We start from the raw sequence: 15,007 nt of genomic DNA on the forward strand, positions 1-15,007 counted from the left end.
TCCTCGCCTTACGCTTTCCAGTTTTTGGGAAACAAGCGCTTGAGCGCCTCGACCTTGGGTCGATCGTTATGGACGATATAGGGATAGGTCGGGTTGCGGGCCATGAAATCCTGATGATAGGCCTCGGCCGGAAAGAAGGCCTGACCGTTCTCGATCCGCGTCGCGATCGGTCGGCTGTAGACATGCGCGGCGGTCAACTGGTCGATATAGGCGCGCGCGACCTTCTGCTGCGCGGGGGTCGTCGGGAACAGGGCAGAACGATATTGCGTGCCTGTATCTGGTCCTTGCCGATTAACCAGAGTGGGATCGGCCACGACGGAAAAATAGATACGCAAGAGATCGGCATAGTTCACCTGATCGGGATCGAAGACCACCCGGACCGATTCAGCATGTCCCGTCGTTCCGGACGAGACCATTTCATAATCCGCCGTCGACGCCTTGCCGCCGGCATAGCCCGACGTCGCGCTGATCACGCCCTTCACATGGGAGAAGACGCCCTCGACACCCCAGAAGCAGCCACCGGCGAATATCGCAGTTTCCTTGAGGCCGGTGGCCGGTTCGGTCACAGCAGCGGCCGGCGCCATAACGACCTGCTCGGTCGCAAGCCCGGGACTCATCGCGGCGAGCAGAGCACCTCCAGCAAGAAGCGCAGCGGCGAAGGGCGTAAAGCGGGGCATGATCGATACTCCTTAGGTTCTTTCCATCTATACGGTTGACGCGGTCGGCTGGTTACACGCCGTGACGGCAAGTTCTGTAACCGATCGCGGGGCTGGCGCGTATTTACGATATGACACAGCTCTCCGCTTCCGACCGCCGTCATTTTCTTGCCCTGTGCAGCACCGCCGCGCTTGGCGCCGTCGCATGGTGCCTGGTAGATACAGGATCATCGCCCGCAAGCGCTGCGACAACGGCCATGTTCAATTTCACCGACGCCGAATGGCGAAAACGCCTGTCGCCGCAGGCCTACACCGTGTTGCGCCAGGCCGGTACCGAACGTCCCTATTCGAGTCCGCTCAACGACGAGCATCGCAAGGGCCGGTTCGTCTGTGCCGGCTGCGCGCTGCCGCTTTTTGCATCCGCTACCAAGTTCGATAGTGGAACCGGATGGCCGAGCTTTTACGACCACCTGCCGCGCGCAGTTGCGACGGAGACCGATCACAATCTCTTGATGACGCGGACGGAGGTGCATTGTGCGCGCTGCGCTGGACATCTGGGCCACGTCTTCAAGGACGGGCCCAAGCCAACCGGGCTGCGCTACTGCATGAACGGGGTCGCGTTACGCTTTATAAGTAGTTGATCGTGGCCCATGCGCTTGCGCGGATACCGGCTTTTACGGATATTGGCTTTTCCATGTCTGCCGCAACCCGCGCTCAAAGCTGCGGCGCGCCATCGGCATAGCCTTCGAAAGCATAGTCATTGAGGAACTGGCGTCGCCATAGATATCCGCGATCTACCCTACTCAACTCGGCTTCGTCGCAAATGTCGCCCCATATTTGGGTGATCGAAGTGACCTGATGGTTGATCAGATCGCGGGCATCCCGGTCACTCAACAGGAAGTTTGACGCCGACAATCGGCAGCTTTCCACAAGGCTACGCTTATCCTCGCCATTCACCAGCATCGCCTGATTGGCCTCCCGGCCGTTACGTGGCTGCGGGCATATGTCGTATGCCTTTGTCAGCGTGAGGTTGGCGCCATCCCAGAAAGCGGCATGGTTGCGGGCATGGTCATCGGTGTTGCCCGTCAGAACGTTGAAGACCAGCCGCCCGAACAGTTCGCGCAGCGTTGCTTGCGGATCGGTGAAACGCGTGCGCACCATTTCGGCCAGATCGACATAGCTGGCATAGCGTGCCTGCATTTCCCCCAGCCCGAACATGGTCAGGGCAGAGACCATTGCGCGGCGTGTCCAGCCAGTACCGTTCCATTCGCGGTCGAAGCGGCGAACGAGCAGGACGTCCTTGCCACTTGCCCTCGCCAGGCGGACTGGCGCGACGTCCAGCCCTACCTCTGCCGCCAGGCGCATGGCAACAAACTCGGCCTTCACGACGGCCATGGTATCGTTTGTCGCCGAGAATTTGGCGATGAACTTGTCCTCGCCGTTCTGGATCAAGGCTTTGGGACGTGCGCCGCCGATGGAACTCCCATGGAACAGCGCCTTGTCGAGAGTCTGGGGGATGGGCTCGCCCCTCTCAACCCGTTCGGCCGCTTCCAGCAGTTCCTCGAGCGCCGCATTGTCCTGCTCACGAGGCTGATACCGATCGGCTGACGTCTGGAAATCGAGCGCGCCAATGCGGTCGGAGCCCGAATTGAGCATGTAGGTCAGTTCGTCGAACTCGACATTGTGCGCTGCGTTGCTGCGAAGGCCGGTCAGGCGATTGATGATGACTCGACGCCCCCATGCGTCCGGAGCGCCGTCTCGCAAGCAGCCGGCCATATCCAGCGGGGCTTGCGGGATGATCCTGCCACGCTGGAGAGGCAACTCCGGCGCATAGATCGGCATAGCGTCGGCACGTTCAAGATAAGAACGACCATAGTTGAAGGTATAAATATCTCCGTTCAATTCGATCCGCCCGGCGATGATGGGTTCAAGCGCCCCCGGTAGCCATATCCACACGAATGCTTCGGTGGCTGGCATGATTGGACCTTGAGCGGCAACTGCGGTCACAGGCCGAGGGCGATCAGAAGTCATCTTTCACCTCCGAGCGCGGACGCCGCACCGCCTGCGGGAGGATTGCCAGCTTGTCGTTGACCCTCGAAATCTCGGGAGCGAGCCGCGAAGGTTCGTCAACGAATAACGGCACGCCCACTAGAGTCGCGGCCTCAAATACCAGCCCGATTTCTACTTTGGGATGACCCTTCTCGATGAGCTGTAGCGTGCTGCGCGCGATGCCGATCCGGGCTGAAAGGTCAGTTTCCGACATCTTGCGCTGTTTGCGCCCAAGACGAATGAGTCCACCCATCATGGTCAGTGCTTCGCGCGTCACGCGAGAATATGCGCGGGTATGCGCCTTCATATTGGCCTCAATGCTTGTTATAGCGGTCATTAATTAGCTTGAAGACCGCCATAACGGTCAATATCACGCAGGGAATTAACAATCAATAGAATGACCGCGAGGTCGGGCATAAAAGCCATTCGTGACTGTTATGTCGGTCAGTTGAATCTGGTTGATGTTGACCCGGAAAAGCGGTGGCCTCGCCAGGTCAGGAGGCATGATATTGCACCACAGCAGTACGGGGCTTGTAACGGAATTGTGCCGGTCACCTTCCTGACCCTAACGACATCATAGGCATAGGCGCACCATTAGGCTGTAGCCTCTCGGACGAGCGGCGCGTGCCGGTCGACTAGGATCGCACTGGCTTGGTTAAGACCGATCAATTCCACGCTCATACCGTGTCGGCGCATCTTCGTAACGACATCTTCCAACGCGCCGACTGCCGTAACATCCCAGAGATGGGCCGCCGTGAGGTCGATCCGGACCTTTTGCGCCGTATCGCGCAGATCAAATTGGTCAGCAAAAATCTCTGCGCTGGCGAAGAAAATTTGACCAGACACGGTGTATGTTCTCGTACTGGTTCGCGGATCGAGTTCCTCCTCGACGTGCATCAATTTTGTCACCTTGAAGGCGAAGAACACGCCACTGAGCAGCACGCCAACGGCAACGCCTGCGGACAGGTCGTGCGTGGCGACAGTCACCGCCACCGTGGCCAACATAACCACGCCGGATACCTTCGGATGTCGTGCAAGGTCAGATAGCGATCCCCAGGAGAATGTGCTGATGGAAACCATGATCATGATCGCGACGAGCGCCGCGACTGGTACTTGAGCGATCCATGGACGCAGCGGAACCATGACGACCAGCAGGAAAACGCCAGCGACGAGGGTCGAAAGCCGTCCTCGGCCGCCATACCTAACATTGCCAACGGTTTGCCCGATCATACCGCAACCCGCGATGCCCCCGAAAAGGCCGGCAGCAACATTGGCGAGGCCCAGACCCGTACATTCCCGTGCCTTCGAACTGGTCGTGTCCGTGAGTTCATCAACCACGCTCGCGGTCATCATTGATTCAAGCAAGCCGACGGCGGCCATCGCGCAAGCATAAGGGGCGACAATCCGGAACGCTTCAAGATTGAGCGGAAGGTCGGGAATATGGAAAGATGGAAGTGACGTGGGCAAACGGCCCAAATCAGCAACAATATGGATGGGCATTGGGTAGGCGACGCTGATCAACGTCAGAACCACGATGCAGATAAGGGGGGAAGGGATGGCCGTCGTCAGACAAGGCAACAGATAGATTATTCCAAGACCGCCAGCGATCATCGCATAGGTGTGCCACGTGACACCCAGCATTTGCGGAACCTGCGCAGAAAAAATGAGGATAGCGAGGGCATTTACGAAACCCGTTCGGACGGAGCGCGATACAAAACGCAGGAGGACGTCGAGCTTAAGCAGTCCAAAGGCGATCTGAAGGATGCCGGCCAAGAGGGTTGCGGCAAGCAGATATTGAAGGCCGTGGCTATGAACCAAAGCTGCCACGACGAGCGCGACCGAGCCAGCGGCGCCGGAGATCATTGCCGGTCGACCGCCTGCAAAAGCTATGACGATTCCGATTATAAAGGACGCGAAAAGGCCGACCTCAGGATCAATGCCAGCGACGAAGGAAAAGGCGATCACCTCCGGAATGAGCGCGAAAGTGCCGACCATGCCGGCCAACACATCGCGACGAGTGCCGATGGTATCGTTGAGCCATTCAGCACGATACCGAGCTAAGGACGTGATGTTCATAAATGGATTATTCCGCAAAAATCGCAGCTGCGCCGCCGTTGAATAGCGGCATGATATTAGGGTGCGAAGTGCGTTGTCCGGCGGATCGGCGGCCGGAATAGCCACCCGGAATTGCACCGGGTCCATGCGATTGCCGCCCCACTAGCCGGAAATTTGTCACAGTGCAACATGGCGCGTTGGTTCAAGCCGCTTATGATTGCTAGGGAGCAGCTTATGTCAGGGTAGGCTGTTTTGCGAACAAGACATGGAAAGCCGGGCGGTCAGAGTCCGGAAAACAAGGATTGATCGCCGAGCGGCTGATTTAGGTCAGCTCGGGCCTAGTTGTCGGTCCGTTGCAAGTTGCAGATCCGAACCCGCAGGGCGCTGGAACAACCGCAGTCCGAATTCTGGCATGATGGCAACGAGGTGATCAAAGATATCGGCCTGAATATCTTCATATTCCGCCCATATGACTGTGGAAGCGAAGGCGTAGATTTCCAGCGGCAATCCATCTTCCGTCGGCGCAAGTTGGCGTACCAGCAAGGTCTTGTCCACCGCGATATCCGGCCGTGCCTTGAGGTAGGCAAGGATATAGGTCCGAAAGGTGCCGATGTTGGTCAGCCGACGGCTATCGAGTACCTGATCATGAGCATGTTTCCTGTTCCATCGATCGAGATCATCCCGCTTTGCTTCAAGATGCTCACGCAACAGGCCGAAGCGGGACAGGTCCGCCAGTTCCTCGCCGTCCAGAAACCGAATGCTATTCTGGTCGATGGCCAGGGATCGCATGATCCGCCGACCACCAGATTCCTGCATCCCGCGCCAGTTGCGAAAGCTTTCCGTGATCAGGCGGTAGGTCGGAATGGTCGTGATGGTCTTGTCGAAATTCTGGATCTTGACCGTATGCAGGGCGATATCGATCACATCGCCATTGGCGTCGAGTTGCGGCATTTCGATCCAGTCGCCCACGCGGACCATATCGTTAGAGCCGATCTGAACCGATGCCACCAGGGATAATATGGTGTCCTTGAACACCAGCATCAGGACAGCCGCCATCGCGCCAAGCCCCGACAATAACAGCAACGGGGACTGGTTCATCAGCGCCGCGATCCCCAATATGGTCGCCGCGGCGTAGATGATCAGCTTGCCGACCTGGACATAGCCTTTGATCGGTCGGTTGGCGGCATCGGGGCGCCGCTGATACAGATCGTTCATCAGACCAAGCCCGCCGCTGAGCACGATCGCGATGGTCAGGATGATGAAGGCTGCGCACAGGCTGCGGATGAAAAGAGCGATCCAACCGGGAAGGTGCGGGACACTCTCGATCCCCACCTGGATGATCAGCGCCGGCACGATGTTCGAAAGCCGGGCGACAATCGACCCCAGATGCTGGGCTTCCAAGGCGAAAGGCCGACGCTCCAGCAGCTTGACGACCAATGTGGAGACAAGGCGTTTTGCGACCCAGTTCGCTATCCAGGCGATCGCGATCAGGAGCATGATCGCTAACATCGCCTGCAACCAGGGTTGATCGAAATGGCCGCCGGTCACGACAGCCATCATATTGTCAGTCATCCATGTCATGTGCCCGTCCGATCGGCGAAGACATTTTCATGCAGCGAACGCCCAGCCGTTTCGGGCATGAAGCGGAGCGCGACAAGGCCCACGATGCAGGCCATCATCATGTAGAAAGCCGGCATCAGGTCGTTGCCGGTGGCGCTGATCAGACCGCTGCCGATCGCTGGCGCGGTGCCACCGAACAGCGACGTTGACATATTATAGGCAATCGCGAAGCCTGCGAACCGAACAGGCGTCGGGAACAGCGCGGGGAAGGTCGCGGAAATCGTGGCCAGTTGCGGCACATAAAGCAGTCCGAGCAACGCGAAGCCTATGATCGCGCCGACGAACCCTGTCGCCATGACCATGTAGAGCGGCAATATACCCAGCAGAAGCCCGATCAGCGACAGGCGCCACATCGGTTTGCGCCCGATCCGATCCGACAGATGGCCCGCGAACGGCAGGAAGACCATCATGAAGACCATGCCGATGATCGGCACGACCAGCGCTTCGTCCGGCGAGAGGCCGATGCGCCGCTGCAAATAGGTCGGCATGTAGCTGAGCAGCGTATAGTTGACGACGTTGAGCGCCACGACCAACCCACTCACGACCAGCATTGGCCGCCAATGGTCGCGCATCAACCTTCTGAGCGGAGGCGATCCGCTGCCTTCGACGGCCTGTTCGCGAAAGACTGGCGTGTCCTCCATCCTCGATCGCAGATACATGCCGACAAGGCCCATGGGCGCTGCGACCAGGAATGGGATGCGCCAGCCCCAGTCATGCATTGCCGCGTCCCCCAGCAACAGCGAGAAGCCAAGCATCAGCACCGCACCAAAGGAAAAGCCCGCCAACGTGCCAAACTCCAGAAAACTGCCATAGAAGCCGCGCCGGTCGTCGGGCGCATATTCGGCCATGAAGGTTGCCGCGCCGCCATATTCGCCGCCGGTGGAAAAGCCCTGCACCATGCGCAGCGCGATCAGCAGCGCAGGGGCGCCCCAACCGATCTGCGCGTAGGACGGGATGAGGCCGACCGCCAGCGTTGCGCCGGACATCAGCAAGATAGTCAGCGCCAGCACCGATTTGCGCCCTAACCGATCGCCTAGCGGCCCCCAGAACAGTCCGCCCAATGGCCGCACAAGGAAGGAAATGGCGAAGGTCGCCAGCGCGAACAGCACGGCATCATCGACGTCGCCGGGAAATAGCGCGGCCGAAATATAGGTGACGCCATAGGCATAGATGCCATAGTCGAACCATTCGGTCGCATTGCCCAGCGCAGAGGCGGCGATGGCCCGGCGTAGCGTGGCGTCATCGACCCTGTCCTGGGGTGGCGAATGGATAGGTGTGGAGGTGGTCATGACATATGTCCATCTGCGGTATTGGGATCGAGCAGGGACGCCATCGGCGTCGTGCGCGGAACGATCTGAAAATCCTGCTGGTCGGGCGCTGGCACGGACGGCGTGGCGGTTTGGCGCCACAGGCCGAACGCAAGCGTTGCGCCTGCGCACAGGGCAATGAAGAGGAAAAGACCGCCGCCCGGTGCGACGCTCATCAGCATGGCCGCGCCCAGCGGGCCGATTGCGGCGCCAACCGAATAGAGCAGCACCAGTCGCCCGCTCGCCGCCACCCGCTCGTTAGCGAGCAGCCGGTCGTTGCAATGCGCGACACACAGCGGATAGAGCGCGAAGCTGAGACCGCCGAACAGCGCGCCCAGGGCCAGAAGCCATGGGCCGGTGGAAACCAGCATCGCCAGCATCAGGCAAACGACCATGGTGGCGGCGAAGCAGCCCACGATCACGCGCCGCCGATCGAGCCGGTCGGACAGGCGACCTAGCGGCCATTGCAGCGCCACGCCGCCTAGGATCACGATCATCATGAAACTGGCAGTCGCGCCCAGATCCAGCCCCAGCCGCCGCACATGGACAGCCGCCATGCCGTAGAAAGCGCCCAGCATCAGCCCGGTCGTGACTGCGCCGAAGGTGCCGAGCGGTGATGCGGCATAGAGGGCGCGGATCGAAAAGGCCTGCGCCTCGACCGGTGCTGGTGCGGCGCTGCAGGTCAGGCAAAGGGGAATGATCGCCAGGGAGATGAGGATGGAGGCCAGTTGGAACGGCACGGCCGGTAGCGCGCCGCTCGCGGCGAGCAGCAATTGCCCGACCGCCTGCCCAGAATAGAGCGCGACCATATAGGCGGCCAGCACGCTGCCGCGCGTCTCCGCCTCGGCCCGATCATTCAGCCAGCTTTCCAGACAGATGAACACGCCCGCGACGCAGACGCCGTCGATCAGCCGCAGCATCGTCCAGAAGAGCGGATAATGGAGCAGGGCGTAAGCGAGCGTACTGGCCGACAATAGCGATACGAAAGCCGCGAAGGCGCGGATATGCCCGACCTGCCGCACGATACCGCCAGCGCGCAAAGCGCCCACCACCAACCCGCCGAAATAGGCGGTGGCGACGGCGCCGATCGCCATGGTGCCGGCCCCGGCCCGCTCCAGCCGAAGGCCAATCAGTGTGGACAGGAAGCCGCTGCCCGCCATCAACATGAAGATGGCGAGCAGCAGGCTGCGGACGGGATGGATTGCGGCGAACATCGATATCGGACGGGGCGCGGATCAAGCCGCGCGCCGATCCTCCGCTTCGCTTGCGTCATGCTCGACCAGCGCGCGATGCAGGGCGCTAACCGCATTGTCATAATGGTCGACGCCCACCATGAACTGGACATCGACATTGCGGATCTGGTGCTGCATTGCGACGATCGGCACATGCGCGGTGGCCAGAGCCTGCAACGCATCGGTCATCAGCCCCGGTCGCGATATGTCGCTGCCGATCACCGATACGATCGCCACCGGCTGGGCGGAAATGGCAGCGTCGGGATAGCGCGCCTGAAGGTCGGCGATCACGCGTTTCACCGTCGCGGCATCCGCCGACAGATAATGGGTGATGGTGTTGGCGTTGGACGCTTTGCTGACGATCCAGGCGCCATGTCGGGTCAGCGCTTCCAGAATGGCGGCGTCATAACCCTTCACTCCGACCATATCCTGCTCGAAAAATTGCAGCGCCTGCGCATGGCGCACCCCGGTCACGATTTCGACGCGGGGCGTGTCGGAGACATAGGCGCTACAAATGAGCGTCCCGCTATCCTCCCGGTCGAAGGTGTTGCGCACGCGCAGCGGGATATCCGTCTGGCGCAGCCCACGGCCTGCGCCCGGATGGATCGCCTCCATACCCAGATTCGCCAACTGGTCCGCCACATCATAATTGGTGCGGCCGATCTTGCGCGCCTTATGCTTGCCGACCAGTCGCGGGTCAGCGCTCGACAGGTGAAATTCCTTGTGGATGATCGCTTCGCGCGCGCCGGTCAGTACAGCGACGCGCGAGAAGGTCATTTCGGAATAACCGCGCGCATAGCGGCGCACCATGCCCTCACTACACCCGGCATAGCCGGTGACGATGGGGAGGGTGGTGGCCAGGTTGATCGGCGCAAAGGCTTCGCTTATCCGCTCGTCCAATTCGCGCATGTCCTGCTGGTCCCACAGAGTCAGGTCCACGAACTGCGCGTTGACGCCGCGTTCGCGCAACAACAGCGCCGTCGAATGGGCGCTGTGCGCTTCGCCAAGGCCGGCGAGCAGTTCGCGCACCGTCATCAGCTGTTCCTTCACGCAGAAACGGCCATGGCTGCGCAGCCGGGCCAGATCGTCCAGGCAAGCGGCGACGGCGTCGATCCGTATATCGACAAAGATGTTCGCCTCCGCCAGCCGGTCGGTGCGCACGAACATGGCCGCGTTGCGATCCTGCATGGCGCGACGCACCCTTTCCATTGCCTGGCGCCAGCCTTGGATATTTTCATCCGCAACGAAGCGCGCATAAACGCCCGGCTCGCCGCTTTTCTTATGCTCCAGCAGCAGATCGGTCATGCCGGCATAGGCAGATACCACGAAGATGCGGTTATAGAGGTCCGCATCCTTGCGCCCGCCGATCAGCACATTGTCGAAAAGGGTAGTGGTGGCGGCCATGGACGTGCCGCCGATTTTCTCGACGCTATGGATATTGCTCATGCCGGCACCTGCGCCATCAATGGTCCGGTAACAGGCGTGATTGCTTCCGGCTCGCCGCGCGCGGCGATGAAGGCGGGGCGCGGTGTGTCGACGCCGAAGGGCGCAGTCAGGCGGTTCGACACGGCGTTATAGACCAGGAAAGCGTTGGCGCGTGGGAACGGCGTGATGTTGCCGTTGGACCCATGCATGATGTTGCAATCGAAGACCACCACCGATCCGGGCTTGCCAGTCGGTGCGACGATCCCGAATTTATGTGCCAGTTCAGCAAGGCTGTCTTCGTCCGGGACGCCATATTCCTGCTTCTTCAGCGACTGGCGGTAATGATCGTGCGGCGTTTCGCCGACGCAGGTCAAGAACTGGCGGTGCGATCCGGGGATCAGCATCAGCGGGCCGTTATGCGGGGTGTTCTCTGCCAGCAGTACCGACATGGACAAGGCCCGCATGCGCGGCATCCCGTCTTCGACATGCCAGGTTTCGAAATCGCTGTGCCAGTAAAATTCCTTGCCCTGGAAACCGGGTTTATAGTTGAGCCGCGATTGATGCAGGTAGACGTCGTCGCCCAGCAGGAAACGGGCAACCCCGGCCAACCGCATGTCGGAAGCCAACCGATCGATCACCTGACTTTGGGCATGAATACGGAAAATGGAGCGGACTTCCTTGCTTCCCGGTTCGGTGACCACCGTTTCCGTTTCCAGTACATCGGGATCGCTCAGCAACGCGCCGCCCTCCCGCTGGAGGAAAGCGACCTCGGCGTCAGAGAACATATCCTCCAGCACCAGATAGCCGTCGCGGTCGAACTGTTCGGCCTGGCTGCGGGTAATGGGGGCATCTTCGCTCCAGTCGCTATGGACGACGGGGTCGAGGCGCGGCGAAAACGCCGCCACCTGTGTGTGGCGGGATGGGTAGAGATCTTTCAAGGGACATGCCCCTTTGCTTGTTCGGGGAATTTAGTCGGTCAGCGCTGGTTCGCGCGTGGCACCAGTGTCGGCGCTGGATGTGTCGGCGGGATAGGCGCCATTCTCGTCATGCACTTCGCGCCCGCTGACCGGCGGATTGAAGGCGCAGGCGCACAATATCTCTGTTTCGGGGCGCACGATATGCTGGTCGTGGGCATTGAGCGCATACATGACGCCCGGCGCCAGCCGATGGGTCACACCAGTGCCCAGATCCTCGATCGTACCTGTGCCCTTGAGCACCAGCACCGCCTCCAGATGGTTCTGATAATGCATGTGCAATTCCTCGCCAGCGTACATTTTGGTGACGTGGAAGGAAAAGCCCATATCGTCGTCTTTCAGCAGAAGGCGGGCACTTTCCCAGCCCTTGGACTTCACATTGCGGTCGGACGTGCGGATATCCTGCAATTTGCGAACGATCATCGGTCGTATCTCCTTATTCTGCGGCGACGCCATAGGTGACGGTCAGGGCGGAACGGACGCTGTCTTCAAGAATGTCGAGACCGGCTGAAAGAACGGCATCCTCGATTGTGAGAGGCGCCAATATCTTGACGATTTCGTCATGCGCGCCGCTAGTTTCTATGATCAGCCCCTGCGCGAAGCAGGCGGCGGTGATGGTTTGCGCGGTGTCGCCGGAGCCTACGTCCAGACCGCGCATCATGCCGCGACCGCGGGTCGACAGGCCATGTTCGGCTGCCATCGCGTCCAGCCTGCGTTCCAGCAACGCGCCCCGGCGGACGATGTCCTGCTGGAAACTGTCATTGCTCCAGAAATGACGCAACGCTGCCGTGGCGGTGATAAAGGCGTGGTTGTTGCCGCGAAAGGTGCCATTATGTTCACCCGGCGACCATTGGTCGAGTTCAGGCCGGAACAGGGTCAGCGCGAACGGCAGCCCCATGCCCGACAGCGACTTTGCCATAGTGACAATGTCCGGGGTGAACCCCATGCCTTCGAAGCTGAAGAAATTACCGGTCCGGCCACAACCGGCCTGAATATCATCCACGATCATCAGTGCGCCGTGGCGCTTTGCAACCTCGGAAATCGTGCGGAGCCATGCGGGCGACGCGACATTGAGGCCGCCTTCGCCCTGCACCGTTTCGACGAGGATGGCGGCCGGTGCATCAAGGCCGCTCGACGGATCGGACAAGCGACGTTCCAGCAGTTCGGCAGTGTCGACGTCGGGACCGTGATAGCCGTCATAGGGTTCGTGCGACACATGGCTGAGCGGTACGCCCGCGCCACCGCGCTTGGTAGCATTGCCGGTGCAGGCGAGCGCGCCCAGCGTCATACCATGGAAACCATTGGTAAAGGCGATCACCATCTCGCGACCGGTGATCTTGCGCGCCAGTTTGATCGCGGCTTCGACGGCATTGGTGCCGGTCGGCCCCGTGAACATGACGCGATAGTCGAGACCGCGGGGCTTGAGGATCACATCCTCCAGCGCGGTCAAAAAATCGGCCTTGGCATCGGTGTGGAAATCCAGGCCATGGGTGATGCCGTCGCCTGTGATATAGTCGACCAGCGCGCTTTTGAGCACCGGATGATTATGGCCGTAGTTCAACGTTGAGCAGCCCGACAGGAAGTCGAGATACCGACCGCCCTGATTGTCGTGCATCCATACGCCCTGCGCGCGGTTGAACTGGCGCGGCATGGCGCGGGCATAGCTGCGCACGATGGATTCGCGTCGTTCGTAGATCGCCGTGTCGGGAATGGCGGCGGTCGGTTTAGGGTGAGTGGTAATGGTCATACGTATCTCCTCAAGGGCGTGCCAACTGGGGCAGCGGGCCGATCCGCGCCTGCCATTCGGTGGCGTGGGCACTCGCGAAATGGGCGTCGCGTTCAAACCGGGCGGCTTTTTCAAAGTGGGCGTTCCAGCGATGCGATAACCCTTCAAACAAAGCCCAGGATGCGCGGTTGTCGTGGGTGATGGTGGTGGTCAGATGCGTGACGCCTGCCTGTTGCGGGCGTGCCAGTAGCGCTTGGATCATCCGTCCGGCCAGGCGCTGGCCTCGTGCGGCGGGCGATACAGCAACCTGCCAGACGAAGAAATTTTCCGGCGCGGCGGGTGGACGATAGCCCGATACCCAGCCGACCAGTACACCACCACATTCCGCAACGATGCAGCTGTCGGCAAAGTCGGTGCATTGCAGCAGGTTGCAATAGGCCGAATTGGGATCAAGCGGCGGACAAGCCGCGATCAATCCGCTGATAGCTGGCCCATCTGTTGCAACGGGCCTTCGTAATGCGATGTCCTGCCCCTTGCTCTCTTCGGAGCGCGCAGAAGCCCGTGGCGGCGCGGCGGCCGCTGTAGCTTGGGAATCAAAGATTGTTCATCTCCCGAATTATATTTTAAACGGAACGGTGAAAGCGTCCCGTTGATATGGCGGCTCTATGACGCATTGCAGCATGTGTTTCAACCCATGGCGGAAATTATGGTTCATTTAGTGAAGTAATATATCTATCATCAAAAGGAAATTGGCAGCGCGCCCCCTTTCCGGCTATGTCGCAAATCGATGGACGCTGAACTTTCAATGCTTACCTTGCGCGCATTGCGGCGCGTACTGCGCGCCACCGAAATCGGCAGTCGTCAGCTCGCCACGACCACCGGTCTGACGCCCTCTCAACTTCTGGTATTGCGCGAGATCGACCTGCGCGGGAGAACCACACCTTCGGCCATCGCGCAGGCCCTCGAGTTCAGTCAGGCCACGATTACCGCGATCGTGGATCGCCTCGTGTCCCTTGGCTTTGCCCAGCGTCAGCGCAGTGAAGCCGACAAGCGCCAGTTTCACCTCAGCCTTTTGCCAGAGGGTATAAAGGCGCTGGCCGATGCGCCGGACCCGCTGCAAATGCGTTTTACCAATCGTTTTGAAGCTCTGCCCATGTGGGAGCGGGCCATGATATTAGCTGCAACCGAACGGCTGGCCATGTTGATGGATGCGCAAAACATCGATGCGGCGCCGTTGCTTGATGGTGGGCAGATCGATCGTGCAGAGCCGCAATGATATCGGTTTAAGTACCAAGTGTAGCTTAAGAAGCAAGAAACAGTGGACAGATTCGATGGCAGGTTGCGAGGTTGATCAAGTGAGCGACGCGCCGGCCGAAATTGACACTTAGTTACCCAGCCACTGTCTATCTCGCGAATGTCTAGTTGCGATGTAAGCCGACGTTCGTACCCTAGCCTCTAAACGGCGTATGTTGACCGCGAGTTGCCACAACTATTTATCGCAAATCATGTTTTTCGATAGGCTTTCTACCGATTACTGCGAAAAGGGTCTTATGCAGCTGCCGAAGCCGAACAGAGCTTGGACAACGCACCACCGTCGCTAGCTTAAGCCAAACTGCCTTTAGCAAACCATGGGGCGGTTCAAGCGGCCTCCACGGTATGCGCTTCGAATGCCACGCCTAGTCGCTTGCGAACGGCGCCGAAAATTGCCGCCAAATTTTCCATGCTGGGATTACCCTTTTCGGACAGCATCCTATGCAGACTTTTGCTCGGATGTCTGGTCTCCTCGGCCAGTGCCTCGAAACCAACCGAAGCGTTGACCAGATCGCGGAGGATCAGGCGTGCGACATGCGGTTCGCCGTTGAGGAAAGCGGTCGCAGCCTCATCGAGCATGGCCTTGGCGAAGGCCGGGTCGCGCGTCGCGCGTTCCTTTACCGTTTCCTTGAAATCTCGGGTCAGCGCCATC

The 15,007-nt window shown here is 60.0% G+C and carries 15 protein-coding genes and 1 other annotated feature; of the genes, 2 read left to right on the forward strand and 13 right to left on the reverse strand.

Annotated features, from left to right (window positions below):
• Window positions 1–8 precede the first annotated feature (8 nt).
• Window positions 9–677 (reverse strand): peptide-methionine (S)-S-oxide reductase MsrA, encoded by a 669-nt coding sequence (msrA, locus tag ABT375_RS13660; protein WP_416462958.1) that lies wholly within the window; start codon window positions 675–677, stop codon window positions 9–11.
• A 110-nt stretch (window positions 678–787) separates the two neighbouring features.
• Here msrA and msrB point away from each other — a divergent pair, with 110 nt between their 5' ends.
• Window positions 788–1,297: a peptide-methionine (R)-S-oxide reductase MsrB gene (msrB, locus tag ABT375_RS13665; RefSeq protein ID WP_416462959.1), complete on the forward strand. Its 510-nt coding sequence runs from the start codon at window positions 788–790 to the stop codon at window positions 1,295–1,297.
• Window positions 1,298–1,370: 73 nt separating this feature from the next.
• Here msrB and ABT375_RS13670 read toward each other — a convergent pair whose 3' ends face one another.
• The 11 genes from ABT375_RS13670 to ectA form a co-directional block, all read right to left on the reverse strand.
• Window positions 1,371–2,633: a type II toxin-antitoxin system HipA family toxin gene (locus tag ABT375_RS13670; protein WP_416462960.1), complete on the reverse strand. Its 1,263-nt coding sequence runs from the start codon at window positions 2,631–2,633 to the stop codon at window positions 1,371–1,373.
• Window positions 2,634–2,676: 43 nt separating this feature from the next.
• Entirely contained in the window at window positions 2,677–3,012 is a 336-nt protein-coding gene (locus ABT375_RS13675) for a helix-turn-helix transcriptional regulator (protein ID WP_416462961.1), read from the reverse strand.
• 287 nt (window positions 3,013–3,299) lie between these two features.
• On the reverse strand, window positions 3,300–4,781 hold the full coding sequence (locus ABT375_RS13680; protein WP_416464903.1) for a SulP family inorganic anion transporter: 1,482 nt from the start codon (window positions 4,779–4,781) through the stop codon (window positions 3,300–3,302).
• 71 nt (window positions 4,782–4,852) lie between these two features.
• Window positions 4,853–4,908, reverse strand: a sequence feature (sul1 is cis-regulatory element that is thought to sense ions involved in sulfur or methionine metabolism; They are found in Alphaproteobacteria).
• A gap of 179 nt (window positions 4,909–5,087) precedes the next feature.
• On the reverse strand, window positions 5,088–6,341 hold the full coding sequence (locus ABT375_RS13685; protein WP_416462962.1) for a mechanosensitive ion channel family protein: 1,254 nt from the start codon (window positions 6,339–6,341) through the stop codon (window positions 5,088–5,090).
• Window positions 6,338–7,669 carry an MFS transporter gene (locus ABT375_RS13690; protein WP_416462963.1) on the reverse strand — a complete coding sequence of 444 codons (1,332 nt, stop codon included), beginning with the start codon at window positions 7,667–7,669 and terminating at the stop codon, window positions 6,338–6,340. Before ABT375_RS13690 ends, ABT375_RS13685 begins: the two co-directional genes overlap by 4 nt.
• Window positions 7,666–8,901 carry an MFS transporter gene (locus ABT375_RS13695; RefSeq protein WP_416462964.1) on the reverse strand — a complete coding sequence of 412 codons (1,236 nt, stop codon included), beginning with the start codon at window positions 8,899–8,901 and terminating at the stop codon, window positions 7,666–7,668. Before ABT375_RS13695 ends, ABT375_RS13690 begins: the two co-directional genes overlap by 4 nt.
• A 21-nt stretch (window positions 8,902–8,922) precedes the next feature.
• A complete protein-coding gene (locus ABT375_RS13700; protein WP_416462965.1) occupies window positions 8,923–10,365 on the reverse strand; it encodes an aspartate kinase in 1,443 nt (480 codons plus the stop codon).
• Entirely contained in the window at window positions 10,362–11,282 is a 921-nt protein-coding gene (gene thpD, locus ABT375_RS13705; RefSeq protein ID WP_416462966.1) for an ectoine hydroxylase, read from the reverse strand. Before thpD ends, ABT375_RS13700 begins: the two co-directional genes overlap by 4 nt.
• A gap of 30 nt (window positions 11,283–11,312) precedes the next feature.
• Window positions 11,313–11,741: an ectoine synthase gene (locus tag ABT375_RS13710; protein WP_416462967.1), complete on the reverse strand. Its 429-nt coding sequence runs from the start codon at window positions 11,739–11,741 to the stop codon at window positions 11,313–11,315.
• Window positions 11,742–11,754: 13 nt separating this feature from the next.
• Complete coding sequence (gene ectB / locus ABT375_RS13715; RefSeq protein ID WP_416462968.1) at window positions 11,755–13,065, reverse strand: diaminobutyrate--2-oxoglutarate transaminase; 1,311 nt, start codon at window positions 13,063–13,065, stop codon at window positions 11,755–11,757.
• Between the two features lie 10 nt (window positions 13,066–13,075).
• Window positions 13,076–13,567 (reverse strand): diaminobutyrate acetyltransferase, encoded by a 492-nt coding sequence (gene ectA / locus ABT375_RS13720; protein ID WP_416464904.1) that lies wholly within the window; start codon window positions 13,565–13,567, stop codon window positions 13,076–13,078.
• 264 nt (window positions 13,568–13,831) lie between these two features.
• On the opposite strand from ectA, the gene ABT375_RS13725 reads away from it, so the two are divergent.
• Window positions 13,832–14,320 (forward strand): MarR family winged helix-turn-helix transcriptional regulator, encoded by a 489-nt coding sequence (locus ABT375_RS13725; protein ID WP_416462969.1) that lies wholly within the window; start codon window positions 13,832–13,834, stop codon window positions 14,318–14,320.
• 362 nt (window positions 14,321–14,682) lie between these two features.
• Here the strand turns inward: ABT375_RS13725 and ABT375_RS13730 are convergent, their stop codons facing one another.
• Entirely contained in the window at window positions 14,683–15,006 is a 324-nt protein-coding gene (locus tag ABT375_RS13730; protein WP_416462970.1) for a DNA-binding protein, read from the reverse strand.
• Window position 15,007: the final 1 nt, after the last annotated feature.

Source organism: Sphingomonas sp. VDB2 (genome assembly GCF_047946695.1).
In the GTDB taxonomy this organism is placed as follows: Bacteria; Pseudomonadota; Alphaproteobacteria; order Sphingomonadales; family Sphingomonadaceae; genus Sphingobium; species Sphingobium bisphenolicum.

Bases quoted from the DNA above. Each gene is read 5' to 3' on its own strand.
- ABT375_RS13725 (WP_416462969.1), top strand. From the start codon at position 13,832: ATGGACGCTGAACTTTCAATGCTTACCTTGCGCGCATTGCGGCGCGTA.
- ABT375_RS13695 (WP_416462964.1), bottom strand. From the start codon at position 8,901: ATGTTCGCCGCAATCCATCCCGTCCGCAGCCTGCTGCTCGCCATCTTC.
- ABT375_RS13730 (WP_416462970.1), bottom strand. From the start codon at position 15,006: ATGGCGCTGACCCGAGATTTCAAGGAAACGGTAAAGGAACGCGCGACG.
- ABT375_RS13670 (WP_416462960.1), bottom strand. From the start codon at position 2,633: ATGCCAGCCACCGAAGCATTCGTGTGGATATGGCTACCGGGGGCGCTT.
- ABT375_RS13675 (WP_416462961.1), bottom strand. From the start codon at position 3,012: ATGAAGGCGCATACCCGCGCATATTCTCGCGTGACGCGCGAAGCACTG.
- ABT375_RS13710 (WP_416462967.1), bottom strand. From the start codon at position 11,741: ATGATCGTTCGCAAATTGCAGGATATCCGCACGTCCGACCGCAATGTG.
- ABT375_RS13690 (WP_416462963.1), bottom strand. From the start codon at position 7,669: ATGACCACCTCCACACCTATCCATTCGCCACCCCAGGACAGGGTCGAT.
- msrA (WP_416462958.1), bottom strand. From the start codon at position 677: ATGCCCCGCTTTACGCCCTTCGCCGCTGCGCTTCTTGCTGGAGGTGCT.
- ABT375_RS13685 (WP_416462962.1), bottom strand. From the start codon at position 6,341: ATGACATGGATGACTGACAATATGATGGCTGTCGTGACCGGCGGCCAT.
- ABT375_RS13680 (WP_416464903.1), bottom strand. From the start codon at position 4,781: ATGAACATCACGTCCTTAGCTCGGTATCGTGCTGAATGGCTCAACGAT.
- ABT375_RS13700 (WP_416462965.1), bottom strand. From the start codon at position 10,365: ATGAGCAATATCCATAGCGTCGAGAAAATCGGCGGCACGTCCATGGCC.
- ectB (WP_416462968.1), bottom strand. From the start codon at position 13,065: ATGACCATTACCACTCACCCTAAACCGACCGCCGCCATTCCCGACACG.
- msrB (WP_416462959.1), top strand. From the start codon at position 788: ATGACACAGCTCTCCGCTTCCGACCGCCGTCATTTTCTTGCCCTGTGC.